Origin of the sequence: Fusobacterium varium (assembly GCA_021531615.1) — a bacterium.
GTDB lineage: Bacteria > Fusobacteriota > Fusobacteriia > Fusobacteriales > Fusobacteriaceae > Fusobacterium_A > Fusobacterium_A varium_C.
Genome location: JADYUE010000001.1, coordinates 120,191 through 138,009 on the forward strand (window position 1 = coordinate 120,191; position 17,819 = coordinate 138,009).

Here is a 17,819-nt window from a genome sequence, read left to right on the forward strand (position 1 = left end):
TAAGAGCTCTACCTCTTCTATGCAGAGCTCTTCTATGGATTTTCTATAATAATTTATCCTTGTTGAAAAAGATAAATCAAATCTATTCTGTAGCTGTTTCCGCCTCTCTTCTAGCTCTTTCTGTGAATAAAAAGGGAGTTACTTGGAATTGTGAAATAAGTTGAATTATTTCTTTCATGGCATCATAATCTAATTCAAAGAAATTAGTATAACGAGCTTCCTCTGGTAAAGCTATGAAAGTTTTTAATATCTTCTCAGTAGCTTTCAAATCTTCTTTTTCATTTTCAAGTTTATCTGCTATTTGTAATGCAACTCTTTCTATTCTGAATTTTACAGTTTCTACTTCAAAATTCTTTGAAAATATTTCTTTTTCAAACTCTAATGCTCCTAAACCTTCAGGCTTGAAATTCACATTTGAAAAGTTTTCTAATATTTCAGCTATTTTTTTCTGTTGTTCTTCTCTTGTTTTTTTGCTCATTATACTAAAGCCTCCTTGCACCCTGCACAATTTAATGTAAATTCTCTTTGATCTGTATCACCATCATTTGCTAGATCTCCCTTATTCACTCCAATTTCTGCCAAAACAATTCCTCTTGAATATTCTGAAACAGAACTATCTTTAAAATATCCTGCACCTAAAATTCCTGCTTCTGCAGCTGTAAGAAGAACAAGTTCATCTTGTGTGCCTGTTTCTACTGTAACAGTTATTGTTAAATTAGGATCTGCTGTTTTTATAACTCTTCTTTTCCCAGAAAGAGATTTTTCAGATAATTTTGTTCCTTCTCCAGCTGGAGTTATATTTATGCTTCTTGGTTCTTTTATTGTATATCCATTAAATATAAGTGTTTTTTTACTTAAATCTACACCCATTTTATTACCTCCTACTTCTTTTTATTTTTCTTTACTGCCTTATAAATAATTACAGTTGAAATTCCTGCAGCATAACTGCATAACATTAAAAATAATGTTTGTAGCATTTTTTCCTCCTTTTAATTTCCTTTATTTACTGTGTCATAAGTTTGTTTTAATGTTAAATCAATAAAGTATGCCCACCCTTTAAGTCTGAATAGCACATTTGGTTTTATTGTTCTTGCCATTCTTTCCTCTTTAGTTTGTGATACTGGAGTTACTTTATATTCATAAATTCCATTTTCTTTAGCAATAATATCCTTAGCTCCTAGTTGCTCCATGATAGAAGTTATTGTTTCTTCCATTCTTGTATATCCCTCTTCATCTTGTGGGAAACCTTTAAGAATAAGCATTTTTTGTAGTGCTTCATTAAGATTTACAATCATGCAGTCTAATGCAGTTGTTTCATCAAAATAAGTTCCATCCATAGCTTTTCCACCATTTGCTACTATATATCCTTCAGAAGTTCTTTTTTCAACGAAAGTGATATTGTTTTTAGTAAGTTCTTGCTTTTTTCCACCTGTAACATCTGCACTTACTCCTGAAAGTTTAACCATACTACATTTATTTCCCGCTCCTGCTGTAATTACAGCCCCAGCATATGCAGCTGATTTATATTCTCTATCCTCTCCATCTGCTGTTTTACTATTATAAATAAGTTGTGCTCTTTCTGATTTTGCTTTATCTGCATTTTCTAAAGGATATGTTGCTGTTTCTGCAATATATACTCTTCTTTCAGAAACTAAAACTGCTCTTAGCTCCTCAACTATTTTTGCTGTATCCATTATAGTTATTAGACAATACCAACTTTCATTCAACACTTCATTGATAGCTGTTTTTAATTTAGTAGCATAAGTAGAGTCATCATCTTCGCCTTTCTCTACTCCCATTACTGCAAAAAAGTCAGGCTTTAATATATTTCCACTTCCATCTGTTTGTGATAAAAATGTTTCAACAGCTTTATAAATTTTAGTATTGTTTCCAAATTTTTCAGCTACTTCTTCAAGAGTGGCACAATATGCAAAATCTACATTCTTTTCATTTGTAACAATAAGAGTTTTATTTAAATCAGCTACAGTCAAAGCTATCTCTTTATCAACTGTTATTTTCACAGGTTCTCTATAATCCATTTTATTCCTCCTCAATAATTATTTTTTCTTTATTTGCTATAAGTTCTATAACCTCTGCAATTTCAATTTTTCTTTCTTCTGTTAAATTCATATATTCAAAAGTAACATCAAAGGAAGCTCTCCTCTCATACTTATTTTGAATTTCTTCTCTTAAGTTTTTTATTTCAGAAAATTCTACTATTCCTACATCTATATTTCTCCACTCTTTCCTAAGTATGAAAATTATTAGTTCTAAAAGTTTTTGTGTTTTTATAAACTCTCCCGAAATACTATCCTCATATACATCAAATTGAATTACAACAGTTTCTCTATACCGTCTTTTTTCTCTATTGCTATTATCTGAAGAATTATATTTTCTCTCAGAGTATGCAAAAAAATCTTTTGCTTTTTTAGAAATAACACAATAAGTTGCATAAGGTTTTTTAGGAGGCTTTTTTTCTGAGTAAGCTGGGATAATATTAATAACCGACATAGAATTAAGTAGTTTTATTATTTGTTCAATCATCTTTATCGCTCCGCCTTAAAATATAAAATTTAAGATCTGCCACATAAGAATAGTCAGCTTTCTGAATTATTTTCCATTCAACCTCATCTATGATAATAAGATCTCCTAGTTTTAAATTTTCTTTTGTCCTTAAATCCATATCTTCAAGAGTTACTATACCCTGAGGATAATTTTTTAAGTCATTCAAGGAAACTGGCATATATACAGCCTGTATTATTCTTTCTGTAGTAGTCCCTTCAATATACTCTCCTTTTATCCATTCTCCTTCAGTCGTTTCTTTAACTTTTACCTCTGTAAGAATATGTGCTGGAATGAATACATTTGTCATTTTTACACCTCTTTAAAATTACTCAAATATACAATTTTTCCTGTTTTTGAAGTAATTTGATACCTAATAGATTTAATTAAAAATCTATCTTCTATCAATGTTTTATCGTTGTTACTTCCTTCTTTTAACTTTGCTTTAAGAGTTTTAGGACTTAAAGGTTCTGCCCAATTTGTAGCTGTAGCAATACTCTGTATAATAAGCCCTCTTATATACTCTCCTATCTGCATAAGAGCTTTTCTTCCTGTTATTTGCCCTTCAAGAATATCATTTACCCTTGCTTCAATATAATTTGAAATAGCTTGTGAATTACTTTCGATAGCATTCCTCATAAAAGGACGGGGAGGAATATGCTTAGTTCCAAATTCATTATAAACAGCATATTCAAGTATAGTTGTTTTAGGATTATCTCCCTTTAAATCTCCATCTATACCTAATATTCCAACCTCTACCATATATAAAGCCATGTAGTCTAATTCATTCATTATATCTACTAGGTTACTCATACTCTTACTCCAAATAAATCTATTATTCCTCTTCTAAAATTTTCAGATTGCTGGATTTTATCAAAATAACTATATGAAACATCTTTTAAACTGAAACTTTTCAAACCGCTTTCATTTGCAAGGTTTTCTTTTAGAGTGGAAAAAATAAACATTTGAATATCCAAAGGAAGAACATCATACCCTGCTATATAAGTTACCTCTAAAAATTCTGATTGACAAAATGGAGCTGTTAAAACCAACCTATGCTCATCTACTCTAAAAGATAACTCTTCATTAAGCCACAGAGCTTTCGATACCTGTTCGACAGGCTTCCTGTTAAGATATACGACATTTGTATCGACTCCTTGAATAAACTCTGTTTTTTCGCATTTTACGAGGTCATAGCCTATTGCTCTTTCAATCCGTGAAATTATACCCTCTATATAAAATTCCAATAGCTTATCATCTGTTATTCCAGTTAATTTTTTTGCCAATTCTTTATCATAAAAATCTTCAGGTCTTTTCATTTTATTTTCTCCTATATTTATACAGAAGAGGGAAAATTCCCTCTTCTATATTCTAAGATGTTTTATTTTTTACTATTTGGAAGTTCTCAGGAAGAACTACTCCAAATCCTAAACCTTTTTCCATGTAGTATGCAGTCCATCCTTTACCTGTAAGCTGATCTTTTATAGATAGATTCATCTTTGGATTAGTTATTCCAAGCATTCCACCTTTAAAATCTCCAAAGACCATGAAAGGTTCTCCATCTCCAGCCTCCGCCATAGTTTTTAATCCTGAACCTGCAGAGTCTATAATTACAACAGGTCTTGAAAGTAGTTTTCTTTCTCCACCATTTTTCAAGTCAATTAGTTGTAATCTTCCATCTTTATCTTTTAATAATGTTAAAGCTGTCCATGTTTCTCTTCTCATGTACCACTTTGCCTTTGATGAAATTTCATCTTTTGTATTTCCAAAAAGAGTTACAAGTGCATCTATTTTTCCAGCCTCATCTAATGTTGTTAAATTCCATTCCACTTTTGCAATGTCATCTTCATTTAAAATTCCTTTTGGTTGTTTTGTTCCTGTTCCACTGAACATAGTATTTGCTATTTTTAATGCCCAAGCATATTCCACTCTGTCCATTAAGAAAGCAACATATCCAACATAGTTAGATGCCATCAATTTATTAGAAATTTTTGGAAGTGCATAAATTTGGTGCATTGCAATGTTTACATCTTTTAATTTAACTCCGTCAGTTTCATTTCTTGTGTCTTCTTCTCCTACCCAAGCGACTTCAGGAAGAGAGATCTCTTCTCTGTCAAGGTCAAGAGAATTATCTGTAATACTGATTATATTTAAATCATTTACTACAGGATTGACTTCTTGTAATCTTTTAAATATTCCTAAAAGTTGATGTGCTTTTACAGCTGCTTTTGTTCCTTCTCCTGTTGTTGTTGCTGGTGTTGCAAATTTTAATACTGTTTCAGGTGTTATTTGCTTTAATTTTCCACCATTTTCAACGATTGAATTGTATGCAGCCATAAATTCATCAGCAAAAGAAACTTGTGCTTTCGTAGGTGTGAAGTCTGCTTTTAAACCTTTAATAACATTATTAATTTCATTAAATTGTTCATTGAAAGCATCTTTCACTTCTTCTGTAAGAGTTTCTTTTATAGCTGAAAATTGTTGTTCCAGCTTTGAAATTTTACCCGGTAAGGCTTTTATTTCTTCATCTCTTTCAGCTGAAAAAATTTCTTTTTGCATTGCTCCTATAAGTGCTGCTATAAATGTTTGTTGTTCTTGTAGTGTCATTTTATCTTCTCCTTCATTATCATTAAATACTTTTGTTATTTTACTGCCATGAACTGCTCCCTTTGGTGTAATAGAACCTTCGTAAGCAGTAAATTTTTTTATTTCGTAAAACCAGCTTGTTCTGCCGTTTTGTGTTATTTCTTTGCTTTCTCCGTCTTCTATATCTCCACCTGCAGAAAGTTCAAATTTCGCTCCTTGATTTTTCATTAAATCGTAAAGAGCATAGGCTTCTTTATTTATAACATTTCCATTTTCATCTGTTGTAAGCTGTAATTGAGCTTCTATCTTAAATCCTTCATCAGTTTCTATCCCTTTACAAGTTCCGACAGGAATATTGTTACCTCTATGGTTATATAATAAAAGCATTATTTTCCCTTCATTTGCTTTCATACTCCCTTTTATAAACTTATAATAACCATGTGCAAGATTTTTATGATTATAATTTACTAAAAGACCTTCAAAGCAACCTTTTTTGTCTTGCTTTTCCTTAAATTCTTCAAAATCAACCGAAAAATCAATTGTTTTATTTTTTAAATCATCTTCATTCTCTTTTCCCATTTCTCCCTCCTATCTGTATATTTGTAGGCAACTACATCTAACTGTTTCTGAAGCTGGTAAATCAGGATCATGTGGACACTCTGCATATATCCCACTCCCTAAGTCCCATTTCTCATTAATTTTTATCCATTTGTTATTTAAAACTTTGTGATTTTCCCTATCCATTTCTTTCCCACCAATATGCACCCAGCCTTTTTCTTTCATTCCTGAAGCTTTTGAAGTTTTAAAAGACACTTGATTTATTGAAGAAGATGTTTCTGTTCGTGCTATTGTACTTGCTCTATATTCACTCATATTTTCCACAGAAGACATTATTTCCTTAACTAAATCTTTATGCGACCAACCTTCCCTCTGTGCCTGTACAATGATCTTGTTAAGTTTGTCTTTCGTTGTGTTAGTCATCATCTTTGCTTTTTTCAAAGCGTTTTTCTTATTAAAGTCCTCTACGAAATAGTCACGAACACCTTTTATAACCTTTTCAGAAAGTTTTTTATTATAAGCATTTTTAAATACTCCTATTGTTTCATCAAGGTTATATAAATAAATAACTTCTAAAACATCCTTAAATTTTTTCTGAAGATATTTATAGTCAATATCAATAACTACTTTCACTTCATCAGCAAATTTACTTCCATTATCTTTTTTTATCTTTTCAGAAAAATCTATAAAAACTTTTTTTAATTTCTTTTTATTTCTTATAGATAATTTCTTTTCTAAATTTTTAAAAAGTCTGATATGTTTTTTATATTTTTTCATTAAATATCATCTTCTTTTTCCATTTCTGTATCTATTACTTCCAAAGTTTCGTCAAGAGTAACATCTCCAGCACTAACCAGTATTACATCTCCTTTTTTTCCTAAATCTTCCAATTCAATATCAGTCATTTTTGAAAGAAATTTTCTGTATTCATTAATTGTTACCCGATTTTTAATCGGTTCAAGATTTTTTATAACCTCGCTTATATCTTCTTTTAATTCATCTATTCCTGTAAGGTCATAATCTATAAACTCTCCTTCTTTCAAATAATCTCTCAGTAAATAGTTCAACCACCCTTTAAGATTATTAAAAAAAGGAATTATCTCATCTTTATACAGTTCTTTTTTGGCATGTCTCCTATTTTGATAAGTAGACTCTCCTCCACCTACAAGCTCTGCTGGAACTCCTGTAGAAATAGCTGTTCTTTCATATGCTTTTTGTTCACCTGCATTCCAATCTGTATCAATAGGAGCACGAGAAGTATCCTGATATTTCAAACCTGAACCTAGTACCAAAGGTTTTCCTGCATGATTAGAGCCTCCATTACTTGCTGTATATTTATCTGAAATTTCTTTTCTATCTTCCTTGTCAACATATCCTTCTGTTGATAATATTCCCCCCGGCTTTCCAAGATTTTTAGCTAAGCTCCAGTTCCACTCCCAAGCCTTTTTTACATAAGCTCCCCAAATTGCAAAAGCATTATGTTTACTATATCCTAATGTTGTCCCTTGCCCTGAAACTCCATCTTTTACATTTGAATAATTTGGACTTCTTATCCACATAAAATTTTCTAATTCTTCTCCTGATATGTTTCTATGAGGATTCATAATTTCAATTCTTGAAATATTGTTTCCTTCATAATGGACAGTAAAATTATTAGGATTATGTATATATAAGTCAGGACAAAAATTAGAAAGCCCTTTTACAACTTCCAATAAAACTCCATTATCATATCCTTCATACCAAACAAGAAAATAATCTATAAAATCATTGAATGAAGTATTCTTATTTATCATCTTAAAAAGATTTACAAGAGTATGTTTAGTTAATTTTTCTTTTCCTTCATTTGATTGCTTATATACAGAAAACTCAATGTTCTGACAGGCTTTTATTTTCTTTTTCATAGCAATCATAAATGCTCCTTGCTGTGAAATTGTTGCCATGTATTCAGAACTGTCAAAAGAAGATTCTCCACCATACATAACAGAGCACATCTTTTTAAATAACCATTGTTTAAAAAAATTCATTTTATATTCTCCCTAGTACACATACTTTCCTTTTTTCATATCCCGTTCAAAAGCATATCTTGTTGCATCAATCGTATGATTATTTTTATCTTCTAAACGAGGTAAAGGATTTCCATCTTTATCTGTTGCATAATCTATAATTTGAAATTCTTTTGCTATATTTGGAGTTCTTGCTGGATCTATTACTATTGCTTCTAAATCTCCAAGCCACTTCTCTCCATACTCAACAGAGCCTTTTCCTTTTGTTGCCCCCCAAGCTGATAATTCATGTTCTCTTAAATCATCAATAGACTTAGGTTCTGAACTGTCACAAGTTATCGGTTCTTCATAACCTTTGCTTAAAATATACTCAGCGACATTTTTATTACTTCTCTTAACTCCATAATATTCATCAAGAGCATAAATAATTTTTTTCTTTTTAGAATATCCCCATCTTACAAAAGCAACTGGATCGACTCCATATCCCCAGTCAAGTCCCTGCCTAACAATAGAAATATTATCTAAGTCTTCTTTTGTTATCTGCCTTATCTGAAGATTAGGGAAAGGTATGATCCCATTTCCTATTGCCTCCCCTAAATATTCATGTCTATATTTAAGTTCATTTCTCTTTTTCAAATTCTCAGCATCTTCTAAAAATTGTTCAGAAATATGTGGATTGTCCAAATATGTAGAATGATGTACATAGGTATTGTCATCAGTTCCACCAAAGCTATATTTTTTATTTACCCAATGTAATTTGCTTTGAGGAGGATTATAAGAAAAGAAACCTTTATATTTCAACCCATTTTTTAATTTTCCTCTTGTTATTGATCTAATAACTGTTTCAACTTCTGCTTCTGTCTTAAACTCTGCAAGTTCTTCAAACCAATAAAGTGCAAGAGGAAAATCTGCAAGTTTAATTGATTTACTTTTTTGAGGATCGTCAACCCCTAAAAATATAATCTTATTACCTCTTTCTACATAAATTATTTCTAAAGGACTTGCTTTAAATTTAAAATACTCTTCTACACCTAAGAATTGAATCGCCCATTTTATCTGTTCGTAAACAGTTCTGCTTAATGTTTCCCCAACCTTTCTGAAACATACTGCACTGACAGGTTCAAGAATAATGCTTAGAACTATGAATATAGCTATATGAGAAGATTTTGCAGAACCCCTTCCACCTTTAAGAACATATCTTGAATATAATGATTCTTTCCAAAAAAGCCATACTTCATAAAAATTTTTATTCAGAAGTTCCGATATTCTTTTCTGCGGTCTTTTTAAGACTTTCATAAGTGATGTCATCTATAATCAACACTCCTCTAATTTCCTCTTCTTGTTGTTCGGCTTCTTCTTTTTCTTTTCTCTGCCCTAAACTCTCTAAAACCTTTGATACTTTTAAAAGAGCATCTGCTGTTTTAGGATCTAATAGCTTATTTGGATTTTCTGAGATTTCTATCAATAACTTTTTATGTGATTCATCTATAATCCCTGCCATATCCCCGGCATTGAAATTAGCCATTTTTTTACTTTCTTTAAAACCTAATTCATCATTCCCTATCCAACGATAAATCGTACTTTTGCCTATATTCAATTCTTTTGCTATTTCTACTGCTGTTTTTCCTTGTGCATATAAGGATTTTGCCTTTCTTTGCTCTAATGTAAGCTCCATTTTTTCCACCTCGCAATAGTTATACATTGTTCTTTAAAAAAAATTTTGGATATTTTGGAAACTTTGGATATATGTATAAAATTATTTTGAATTTTTTATCAATCATTTGATGAAACATTTTAATTTATTACATAATTTATTATTTTTTCTTACTTTAATCAGAAGGTATTCAAAAGGGAATCGAAAGGTTTTCTAAAGAATATTAAAGATATTTTTTGTAAATATTTATATTATAAAGAGTAATTCAAAAGATATTTGAAAGGAAATCGAAAGATTAAAAAAAGTATTCTTAGAACAATGTTCCTTGAATACTTTCTTCTTTTAATTGGTATATACTTTTTATTGTAGTATGCTTTTTAAACAATTCTATGCTTTCTACACTTACAAGCCAACTTCCTTTTGTTTTTCCTGCACCTTTACTATATCTTCCACCAAGTCGTCCATCTCTGAGCATATTATAAATAGTTTCTACTGAAACACATAATTTTTTTGCAGCTTGATTTGTTGTTATAAATTCTGCCATAGCATCACCTCATTATAATTATATACTTTTTTTATAATGATGTAATAAAGATTTTATTTTATCATGCAATACCACTCTGCTCTTTCTGATGAGCAACCAAAAAAGGATCTTTTATATTTTTTTATTTCAAATTTTACTGCAGGAAAATTTTCTTTTATTAAATGTTGAAGATTGTTATTAAGGCTTCCAAAAATCATAAATATATTATTTTTTCCTAAATTACTTTTTATAAAATTTACAAGCCTAACATCATCTTTTTCTGTCCAATCTCCTTCATAGTTAAACCCTTTTTTACCTTCAGCACCTGTTTCTAAAAGATATGGAGGATCTAAAAATATAAAGCTGTTTGAAAACTGCCATTTCTCGTTAAAAAACTCTGTTTTTATATCTAATTTTTTTAATACTTCAAGATACTCCTTTAATCTTTTTATTTTCTGCTCAGAATAAAAATTTGAAGAAAGAGATTTACTTTTTCCAGCAACTCCTCCTAAAAGAATTAAAACTTCTCTTTCCTCTTCAGTTACATTCTCTATTAGTTTTAAGTAATTTTCTTTTAATTTTTTAAAAGTTGCTTTATCTGTATTATAAATATTCCGTGTAGAACTTAAAGGAATATTTTTATATACTTCAACTACTGCTTTTTCAAAAAGAGTGAAAACTCTATTTTTTTCATTTAATTTTATTAAATATTCCATTTTTGTATCTTTTACATTTGTAAAAACATCTGCTCCTACATCAATATATAAATTTGCTGGAACTTCCAAACCTCCTGCAAACAGATCTACAAACTTTTTTTTCTTACTTTTTTCAAATATTTCTTTAATTTCTTTATAAAATTTACCTTTATTTCCCATATAACTAAAAACTTTTTTTATCTTCATTTTCCCTCCTGCAATTTTGCATAAAAAAAAGCCCGGAGTTCTAACCTTTTTTGATTAGAACACCGAGCCCAATGCTACAAAGTGTATTATTTATTTCTACCTAATATAACTACTTTTTTTCGTGCTTCAACTATATAACCATTTTTTATTTTCACCTCTCCCCAACCTTCATGCTGTCTAAGTTCTTCCATAATAAACTCTTCATTTTCTTTAATTTTTTTCTGTTCTTTTAGCATAGCTCCATATCCTCCTTTTTTCAAGTCCAAGTTTTATTTAAAAACATACTTTTATATATAAATATCTTTATATTATATATGTTTATCTATAACAATGCTGTAAAAAAAATATACATCAGTCAGCCCTAAAATAAAGACTGACTTTTGTATATCTTTTTTAATCTTCGTGCTTCTGAAGCATAAACTGCATAAAAAGTTGCCTTTGAAATTCCCATTTTCTGAAAAATTTCTTCATTTGTCAGATTAAAATTTCCTCTTATAATTTCTTCCAACTTTTCAAAATTTTCTTTTCTTATTCTCACACACTTTTTATAAACACTTGCTTTTCTTTGCCTTTTCGCTTTGAGCAGCTTATTTTTTATTTCTACATCTTCAGCTTTTAAAAGACTAAGAATATAATCCCTTTCCTGTTCTGTAAGAATAATTTTCATTTGCTTACAGCTCCTCTTAATTTAGATAAAATCCTATGCTTTTCAGCATTTATCCACTGTCGTGTACATTTAAGTTCTCTTGCTAATTGACTTTCTCCATGCACTTTAAAGAAGATAGCTCTTAAAAGTTTTTCTTCATCAGGAGTACAATACCTCTTCAATATATCATCTACATAATCTTTTAAAATAAATCTATTAATTTCTCCTAAACTTCCTTTATCTTCTAAATCTGCTTCTCTTTCTAATTCATAATCTCCTTTGCTGCTCATTCTTTTTAAAGCGATTATAGTTTTTTCATTTAGATGATTTATTCTAAAAAATTCTTCCTCTGTTCCTTCAAATTTCTGTAATTTTTTATGCAAAAATATTAAATTATGGCTTGTTCTATATGTGTTTTTATTTACATATCTATCTATTGATTGTCGTACCCAATAATAAGCATAGGTAGAAAATTGAGTTTTTGATTCTACATCATATTTTTTTAAAGCTTCTAAAAGTCCTAATATTCCCTGTTGGAAACCATCTTCAGTATTTCCATACTGAAGATTAACAGTTCCAATAACCCAAAGATTATATTTAATTATTTTGTCTCTTGCTTCAAGATTTCCTTTCCTATACTCTAAGATTAACTTTTTAGTTTCTTCCCATGATAATCTTTTTTTAGTCCAATGTTTTAATTCAGCAACCATATTGCTCATCTTCCTGTGATTTTGGAGAACTTATTAAAAAATATTTTATTTTTTTCTTTCTGAATAAAAATCTAAATATAGCTCTAAACATATATCCTCCTATAATGCTTTTTTAGATAATACTATCTTCTCTCTAGCTGTATTAATTTTTAATGCAATAGATTGCTCTGATGTTCTTAATGTAGATCTTTTACTTTCAATCTCTTTTTTCTTTGCTCTTAATTTTTGTACTTCAGCCTCAGCTTCCTGAATTGCAAAACCTAACATTTTTTCTTGATATTCTAGTGATTGCTTTTCTTTTTGATTTTTTTTCTGAAGATTTTCCTCCTCTTCCAATAATCTTTTATAGTTATTTATCAAAACTTCCAGCATCTCTTTATTTCCTGTTAAATCCAAACCATAATCAACTTTATATAAAGTTACTAAATTATTTTCACTTATTACAAAAGTAAGCATAGTTTCTTTTTGAATATAATATGATGCTTTTTTATGTATTCCATAAGTTCCTGTTGTAATAAATTCTGCTGTTAGTAAAAGCCCTTGAAGTTCCCTTTTTACCTCTTCAATATCATCTTGATGAGTATTCTTCCAGCCGTCATAATTAATGTCAGTTACCATTACACCTCGTACTCTATTAAAATAACGAACTATTGCATGTTTTGTTATATTGATATTTTTAAACTCTTCCATAAAGATCCTCCTACAAATAAAATTTATCCTCTATAATCATTGCTATTACTTTTCCTACTGCTGTTCCTACTGCAACTGCTATTCCTATTCCTACATAAAATCCAAACATTTTATTCCTCCTCTATAACTGTAAAATCATCTTTATCTACCCAGCTCCATTCAAAAGCATCAATATTTTCATATCCTTTTAATATTTTTACTCCTGTAAAGCCATCTCTTTCTATTTCTTCTTTTAATGTTATTCCACTTTTATGAGTAGAGCCTGAATTAGTCATTAAAAAATCTCCATCTTCTGTATCTACTCCTATTATCATTTCTTCTTTATCAGCCCAATAACCTATTTTTATTTTCTGACCTAGCCTAATTCTTTTATATTCAAGTTCTTTTACAACTTCAATTTTTCCTTTTTTTGCCATTTAACCCTCCTTTTTTATAAATTATCCAAATTCATAACATTTAAAATAACAGTGTTTTTAAAACCATTTGTCTCTTTTAAAAATTCTTTCCAATTCTGTATAACATTACTATCAATTTTAATATTATTATCTATGTAAGAGATTAGCTCTCCTACTCCGGTTCTCCCATCCTCATATAAAAAATGATAAGCAATTAAATATTGCTTTTTCCCACTTATTTTTGTTTCTTTTGCAGCCATCTCTTTATTCCCTCCAAAACATTTATAATCTTAGTTGCTTCTCTCTTAGAAAGAGCTGAAGGTGGTACAGAATAACCTATATTTCTTTCAATGCAGTCCTTCAACCTTTGGTATGCATTTGTCTTGTATATTTCATCAGCTAAATGGTTTATTCTGCTAAGCTGTGCAGGAGTAAGCCCTGTTTCTTTTTTATATAGCTTTATTAAAGTTTCAATCATTTTTTTGGCTTGTTGGAAGCTCAATTCTTTTGAGCTCCCAACATTAAACATTCCTTTCAGCATTGCCCTATAATCTTCTTCAGACATTCTGATTTCAGCTTTAATAACATGAATTTTCTTTATTTGCCCCTCGCTTATTGGATACATATTATCCCTCCGCATTTACTATACTAAGTGGAAGATATACTTTTTTCCCTTGCTCATCTTTATAATAAGCCTCTATGAATGTACTTGTTTTTGTTGGCTTATAGGCTTCTTTAATAATTTGAACTCCATCTTTTAACTCTTCATCATTAATTTTTTCTGCTATTCTTTCAAGTTCCAAAACTCTTGAAGCCTTTAAGTTTCCATTTTTATCTTTTTTCAATAAAAGATTTATAAGTTCTTCCAGTTCTGCTTTTTCCCCTGCAGTAACTTTAGAAATATATCCCTTTACTTTCTCTATCCCTGCATGAACTGTATCATCAAAGTTATCTGTTACTCTATGTCCGATTGTTATCGTAAGCCCTTCTGCTGTTGTGAAAGTGTGAGTTTGCTGATTTTCTTTAACTCCAAATAGCTCTGCTTTCATTTCAAGAGCAGTTTTAAAGTCTTCATACACAGCTTTTTTTACTTGTGAAAGCATTTCAGAAACACCTTCTAATTTTTTAAAGTTTCTTTCTACTGTTTCTGCTACAAGATTTTTATAAGTTTCTCTTGCTTCAGCTTTTCTTTTTTCTTTCTCTCTTTCTTCTTTTTTTATCTCCTCAAATAAAGCCTTTTTTTGTTCTGTTGTTAAATTTTTTAAATCTACCATCATTTTAATTTTCCTCCTCATCAACTTTTACTCTTGCTATTAAAGAATCAACTTCTGCCAATCTTCCTGTAATAACTGCCACTTTTTTCTCTGCAGTTTCTCTTACTATTTTTATCTGTTCCTTTAAATTCTTTTGTTTATTCAAAAGTCCTGTAAATTCTTCTTTTGTAACTCTCATGTTATCTCCTTTAAATTAACACTTTTTAAATCAGCACTATTAAAAGCAACACTATTTATCTGCAAGTTTTTCATTTATTTTTGCTACAATTTTTTTAATATCACTGTCTATCTCAAAATATTTTTTCTTGTTTTCTTTTGTATAAACTCCTTTATTTAATGCAATTATTACATCTTTCCTTTTAATAACGAGCTTTGAAAGCTCGTTTAATTCTGTATCTATAAGAACTGCCTCTTCTCCAAAATCTTTTACTAAAATATCCTTTGCTGTATCCTCTAAAGTTATATTTCTCATATTATCCCTCCTACATTATTGAAAGCATTGTGATTGCTGCTTTTATATACTCTATTGTGATTCTACCTTTTGTATCTGCAAAATTTTCAGGTCTTGAAGCTATATCTGAAGCTAAGCTCAAAAGATTTGAAAGCTGTCTTGCAGATCCTTTTACAGTAAGATTTATATAATTTATCATTTCAGTAATTTCTTTATCTTCATAAAGATCTACTTCACTGCCTAAAAACTTTGTTACAATAAGTCTTATATCTTTGATATCTAAATCTTTTAAAGACATATTTATTACAGCTCTGCTGAATAAATACTCATATTCTCCTCTTTGTGAGCATATTTGCTGTTTCAATTTTTCTGTTCCTGCAATTACTACTCCAATTCCTGTTTGGTCTGCTATACTTCTTACAATATCAATCACTTTCGGTTTTAAGTGTTCTCCCTCATCAATAATTAATATTGTTTCAGTAAATTTCAGCATATCTTTTATATCTTCCTTTAAGTTTTCCATTCTGCCATGATAATCAAGTTTTAATTCTCTAGCAATTTTTCTAATCATAGTTACATCAGTTATATTGTTTTCAGCAGTTATAAAGATACATCTTCCTTTATAGCTTTTTACATATTCCTGTAAAGCATGAGTTTTTCCTATTCCTGCTCTTCCAAAGATATAGGCAATTTTTGCACTTTCAAGCAATCTTTCTCTTACATTTGAAGCCACATATTTTTGAATCATGTCTATTGTGTAGAAAACTCTTTTCTTTACTTCTGTATCTGCAGAAAACTTAATTCTTTTCATAGTAGTTTTATGTCTATCTAAAAATGCCTGTACTTTTTCAGCAAGAGCCTTCATATCTCCTTTATAAGTACCATTTCTAAATTCTGAAAGTGTACTTGTTCCTATACTCATTGCTTTCGCTACTTTGGAATAGCTGAAACCATTATTTTCTACAAATTGCTCTAATTCTCTTCTTAATGCGTCCATTTTTCTCCTCTCTAATCAATCGGTTGATATATTCCATTACCAAGATATATTTCTTTTTTATTTTTCTTAACTTCAATATATTTATGTTCTTCTTTTCTTTCGTAATTGTATTCAATAACTCCTGTTTCTTCTCTCTCCTCCTCTCTGATGTTAATAATTTCTTTTTCAAGTTTTGCAATCTTTTTAAGTCTGTTTTTCTTAGCTTTGATTGAATCAATATCATTACTCCAACCAGCTGTTTCAAGTTTTTCAGCCTTACATAAAAACTCTCCAGTTTCTAAGTACACATAAACCATTCTTAAATCATGTGGATCAAATTTAATTTTAACTTTTTCCCTTTGATGAAAATACAAGTTCTCATGTACATAAGTATTTCCAAGATATTCAATTCCGTTCTGCTGAACTGTTCTTATTTCTTCATAAAGGAATAACAGTCTTAATTTCTCATCAGAAAGCATTTTTCTTTGCCCTGCAGGATTTTCTTCATTGAAAACTTCCAAAGGTGTTCTATTATTCATTCCTTTACCTCTGTGAGCTTTAAGCCCGGCTTGTCTTCTTAAAGCATAATATCCGTGATTTTTATAATTTATGAAATTCTGAATTTCTGCTTCAAGTTCTTCCTGCTCTAATATCATTCCTTTAGCAATTTTATCCATTGCAAAGGATCTCATTCTTTCAGGTCTTTCAACTATATTTCCACCTTTATAAGTAATAGAAGCCTTTGTGAAAGTTTCTTTGAAGTCTACAAACCATCTTTCTATATGCTTACTTTGTGCATTATAAGGAAGTGCATGGGATACTTCTAAGCCTAAACTTGAATAAATACCATCAAGTTCATCTGTTCCTTTAAGAACTTTTGATTTATAAGCTTTCCCGTTATCTGTAAACAGCTGTTCAGGAACTCCATATTTTTCAATCCCTCTTTTAAGAGCTATCGCTATACTTTCAGTTGTTTCTGTCCATGAAAGTGTCCAGCCTGTAATAAGTCTGCTTTTTACATCAATCCATACTATCAGTTTTGGAGAGCCGTAATATCTTTCTCCGTTAGCTTTCTTTTTATTCCCTCTATAACACATCATTTCTAAGTCATGCCCGTCTGACATCCACACTTGCCCGGCTTTTATATCATCATATCCCCTTACAACATAAGGAGTATAAGTATCTTTGAACTCTTTACTTCCCATTCTTGCCTTATCTTTTTCAATGTTTGTCATGTCATTTTTTATGTAATTTCTCATAGTTCCGTAAGAGATAGCTTCTGTCCCAAACATTGCTACAATTCTTTCATAAACAAACATCATATTCGGCTTATTTTTACTCTTATAAAGCCCTCTTATAGCTTCCAAAACCTCTGCATCTATTCTTCTCATTCCCTTGTTAGCTCCATGCCCGGAACTAAGTGCCAAAGGATTAGTTTTATTTTTCAAATATACTCCGAACCATCTTCGTAAAGTAGGAACACTCAATTTTTTTATTACTTCCATCTGCTGTGGAAATTCTTTTTCTGCAGTTGCCACAAATTCCTCTATTATTTCTCCTTTACTGCCTGAAAGTATACTGTATCTTTCCTCCAGCTTATTGCATAAAATGTATCTTGCCCATGCTGTTCTCTGATTCCAAAGTGGAAGTTCATCTATTGCATTTGCTTCTATTTTAGCTACTGTTCTTATTCTTTCAGGTTTAACTGTAACTGCAGTAAGAGTTTTTAAATAGTTATCTACATCTTCAGCAAGATAAAAATTTTTATGTGTTCTGCCTACTTTTCTTTTTACCACCTGCCATTTTTCTTTTTCTGCCAGTCTTAAAACTTGTGTTCTGCTCTTTCCAAGCAGCTTTTCAAGTTCTTTACCTTCATATTCTTTAACCAT

The 17,819-nt window shown here is 30.1% G+C and carries 26 protein-coding genes; all 26 read right to left on the reverse strand.

Going from position 1 to position 17,819, the window contains the following annotated elements:
• Positions 1-82: 82 nt before the first annotated feature.
• The 26 genes from I6E31_00590 to I6E31_00715 all read right to left on the reverse strand — a co-directional run bounded on the left by I6E31_00590 (position 83) and on the right by I6E31_00715 (position 17,819).
• Positions 83-478, reverse strand: a complete 396-nt coding sequence (locus I6E31_00590; protein ID MCF2638460.1) for a hypothetical protein — start codon at positions 476-478, stop codon at positions 83-85.
• Positions 478-870 (reverse strand): hypothetical protein, encoded by a 393-nt coding sequence (locus tag I6E31_00595; protein MCF2638461.1) that lies wholly within the window; start codon positions 868-870, stop codon positions 478-480. The genes I6E31_00590 and I6E31_00595 overlap by 1 nt, the downstream gene beginning before the upstream one ends.
• A 119-nt stretch (positions 871-989) precedes the next feature.
• Entirely contained in the window at positions 990-2,039 is a 1,050-nt protein-coding gene (locus I6E31_00600) for a hypothetical protein (GenBank protein MCF2638462.1), read from the reverse strand.
• A gap of 1 nt (position 2,040) precedes the next feature.
• The gene (locus I6E31_00605; protein MCF2638463.1) at positions 2,041-2,544 is read right to left on the reverse strand and encodes a hypothetical protein; all 504 of its coding nucleotides are present in this window, start codon (positions 2,542-2,544) and stop codon (positions 2,041-2,043) included.
• On the reverse strand, positions 2,537-2,872 hold the full coding sequence (locus I6E31_00610; protein ID MCF2638464.1) for a hypothetical protein: 336 nt from the start codon (positions 2,870-2,872) through the stop codon (positions 2,537-2,539). Before I6E31_00610 ends, I6E31_00605 begins: the two co-directional genes overlap by 8 nt.
• Positions 2,873-2,874: 2 nt before the next feature.
• Positions 2,875-3,375: a hypothetical protein gene (locus I6E31_00615; protein MCF2638465.1), complete on the reverse strand. Its 501-nt coding sequence runs from the start codon at positions 3,373-3,375 to the stop codon at positions 2,875-2,877.
• Positions 3,372-3,881: a hypothetical protein gene (locus tag I6E31_00620; protein MCF2638466.1), complete on the reverse strand. Its 510-nt coding sequence runs from the start codon at positions 3,879-3,881 to the stop codon at positions 3,372-3,374. Before I6E31_00620 ends, I6E31_00615 begins: the two co-directional genes overlap by 4 nt.
• 52 nt (positions 3,882-3,933) lie before the next feature.
• Entirely contained in the window at positions 3,934-5,727 is a 1,794-nt protein-coding gene (locus I6E31_00625; protein ID MCF2638467.1) for a phage major capsid protein, read from the reverse strand.
• A 9-nt stretch (positions 5,728-5,736) separates the two neighbouring features.
• The gene (locus tag I6E31_00630) at positions 5,737-6,483 is read right to left on the reverse strand and encodes a hypothetical protein (GenBank protein MCF2638468.1); all 747 of its coding nucleotides are present in this window, start codon (positions 6,481-6,483) and stop codon (positions 5,737-5,739) included.
• Positions 6,483-7,730: a phage portal protein gene (locus I6E31_00635; protein ID MCF2638469.1), complete on the reverse strand. Its 1,248-nt coding sequence runs from the start codon at positions 7,728-7,730 to the stop codon at positions 6,483-6,485. The genes I6E31_00630 and I6E31_00635 overlap by 1 nt, the downstream gene beginning before the upstream one ends.
• A 12-nt stretch (positions 7,731-7,742) precedes the next feature.
• Entirely contained in the window at positions 7,743-9,017 is a 1,275-nt protein-coding gene (locus I6E31_00640) for a PBSX family phage terminase large subunit (GenBank protein MCF2638470.1), read from the reverse strand.
• A complete protein-coding gene (locus I6E31_00645; GenBank protein ID MCF2638471.1) occupies positions 8,956-9,384 on the reverse strand; it encodes a helix-turn-helix domain-containing protein in 429 nt (142 codons plus the stop codon). Before I6E31_00645 ends, I6E31_00640 begins: the two co-directional genes overlap by 62 nt.
• Positions 9,385-9,673: 289 nt before the next feature.
• Positions 9,674-9,907 carry a helix-turn-helix domain-containing protein gene (locus I6E31_00650; protein MCF2638472.1) on the reverse strand — a complete coding sequence of 78 codons (234 nt, stop codon included), beginning with the start codon at positions 9,905-9,907 and terminating at the stop codon, positions 9,674-9,676.
• A gap of 53 nt (positions 9,908-9,960) precedes the next feature.
• A complete protein-coding gene (locus tag I6E31_00655) occupies positions 9,961-10,788 on the reverse strand; it encodes a DNA adenine methylase (GenBank protein MCF2638473.1) in 828 nt (275 codons plus the stop codon).
• A gap of 86 nt (positions 10,789-10,874) precedes the next feature.
• On the reverse strand, positions 10,875-11,024 hold the full coding sequence (locus I6E31_00660; GenBank protein ID MCF2638474.1) for a hypothetical protein: 150 nt from the start codon (positions 11,022-11,024) through the stop codon (positions 10,875-10,877).
• A 125-nt stretch (positions 11,025-11,149) separates the two neighbouring features.
• The gene (locus tag I6E31_00665; protein MCF2638475.1) at positions 11,150-11,455 is read right to left on the reverse strand and encodes a hypothetical protein; all 306 of its coding nucleotides are present in this window, start codon (positions 11,453-11,455) and stop codon (positions 11,150-11,152) included.
• Positions 11,452-12,153, reverse strand: a complete 702-nt coding sequence (locus I6E31_00670) for a sigma-70 family RNA polymerase sigma factor (protein ID MCF2638476.1) — start codon at positions 12,151-12,153, stop codon at positions 11,452-11,454. Before I6E31_00670 ends, I6E31_00665 begins: the two co-directional genes overlap by 4 nt.
• A gap of 90 nt (positions 12,154-12,243) precedes the next feature.
• A complete protein-coding gene (locus I6E31_00675; GenBank protein ID MCF2638477.1) occupies positions 12,244-12,834 on the reverse strand; it encodes a hypothetical protein in 591 nt (196 codons plus the stop codon).
• 110 nt (positions 12,835-12,944) lie between these two features.
• A complete protein-coding gene (locus I6E31_00680; protein ID MCF2638478.1) occupies positions 12,945-13,250 on the reverse strand; it encodes a hypothetical protein in 306 nt (101 codons plus the stop codon).
• 14 nt (positions 13,251-13,264) lie between these two features.
• A complete protein-coding gene (locus I6E31_00685) occupies positions 13,265-13,489 on the reverse strand; it encodes a hypothetical protein (GenBank protein ID MCF2638479.1) in 225 nt (74 codons plus the stop codon).
• Positions 13,465-13,854 (reverse strand): DUF1018 domain-containing protein, encoded by a 390-nt coding sequence (locus tag I6E31_00690; GenBank protein MCF2638480.1) that lies wholly within the window; start codon positions 13,852-13,854, stop codon positions 13,465-13,467. Before I6E31_00690 ends, I6E31_00685 begins: the two co-directional genes overlap by 25 nt.
• A gap of 1 nt (position 13,855) precedes the next feature.
• Entirely contained in the window at positions 13,856-14,503 is a 648-nt protein-coding gene (locus tag I6E31_00695; protein MCF2638481.1) for a DUF3164 family protein, read from the reverse strand.
• Positions 14,504-14,507: 4 nt separating this feature from the next.
• Positions 14,508-14,681 (reverse strand): hypothetical protein, encoded by a 174-nt coding sequence (locus I6E31_00700; protein MCF2638482.1) that lies wholly within the window; start codon positions 14,679-14,681, stop codon positions 14,508-14,510.
• 51 nt (positions 14,682-14,732) lie between these two features.
• A complete protein-coding gene (locus I6E31_00705; GenBank protein MCF2638483.1) occupies positions 14,733-14,975 on the reverse strand; it encodes a hypothetical protein in 243 nt (80 codons plus the stop codon).
• A 10-nt stretch (positions 14,976-14,985) separates the two neighbouring features.
• Positions 14,986-15,951, reverse strand: a complete 966-nt coding sequence (locus tag I6E31_00710; protein MCF2638484.1) for an AAA family ATPase — start codon at positions 15,949-15,951, stop codon at positions 14,986-14,988.
• Between the two features lie 11 nt (positions 15,952-15,962).
• On the reverse strand, positions 15,963-17,819 hold the full coding sequence (locus tag I6E31_00715) for a transposase (GenBank protein MCF2638485.1): 1,857 nt from the start codon (positions 17,817-17,819) through the stop codon (positions 15,963-15,965).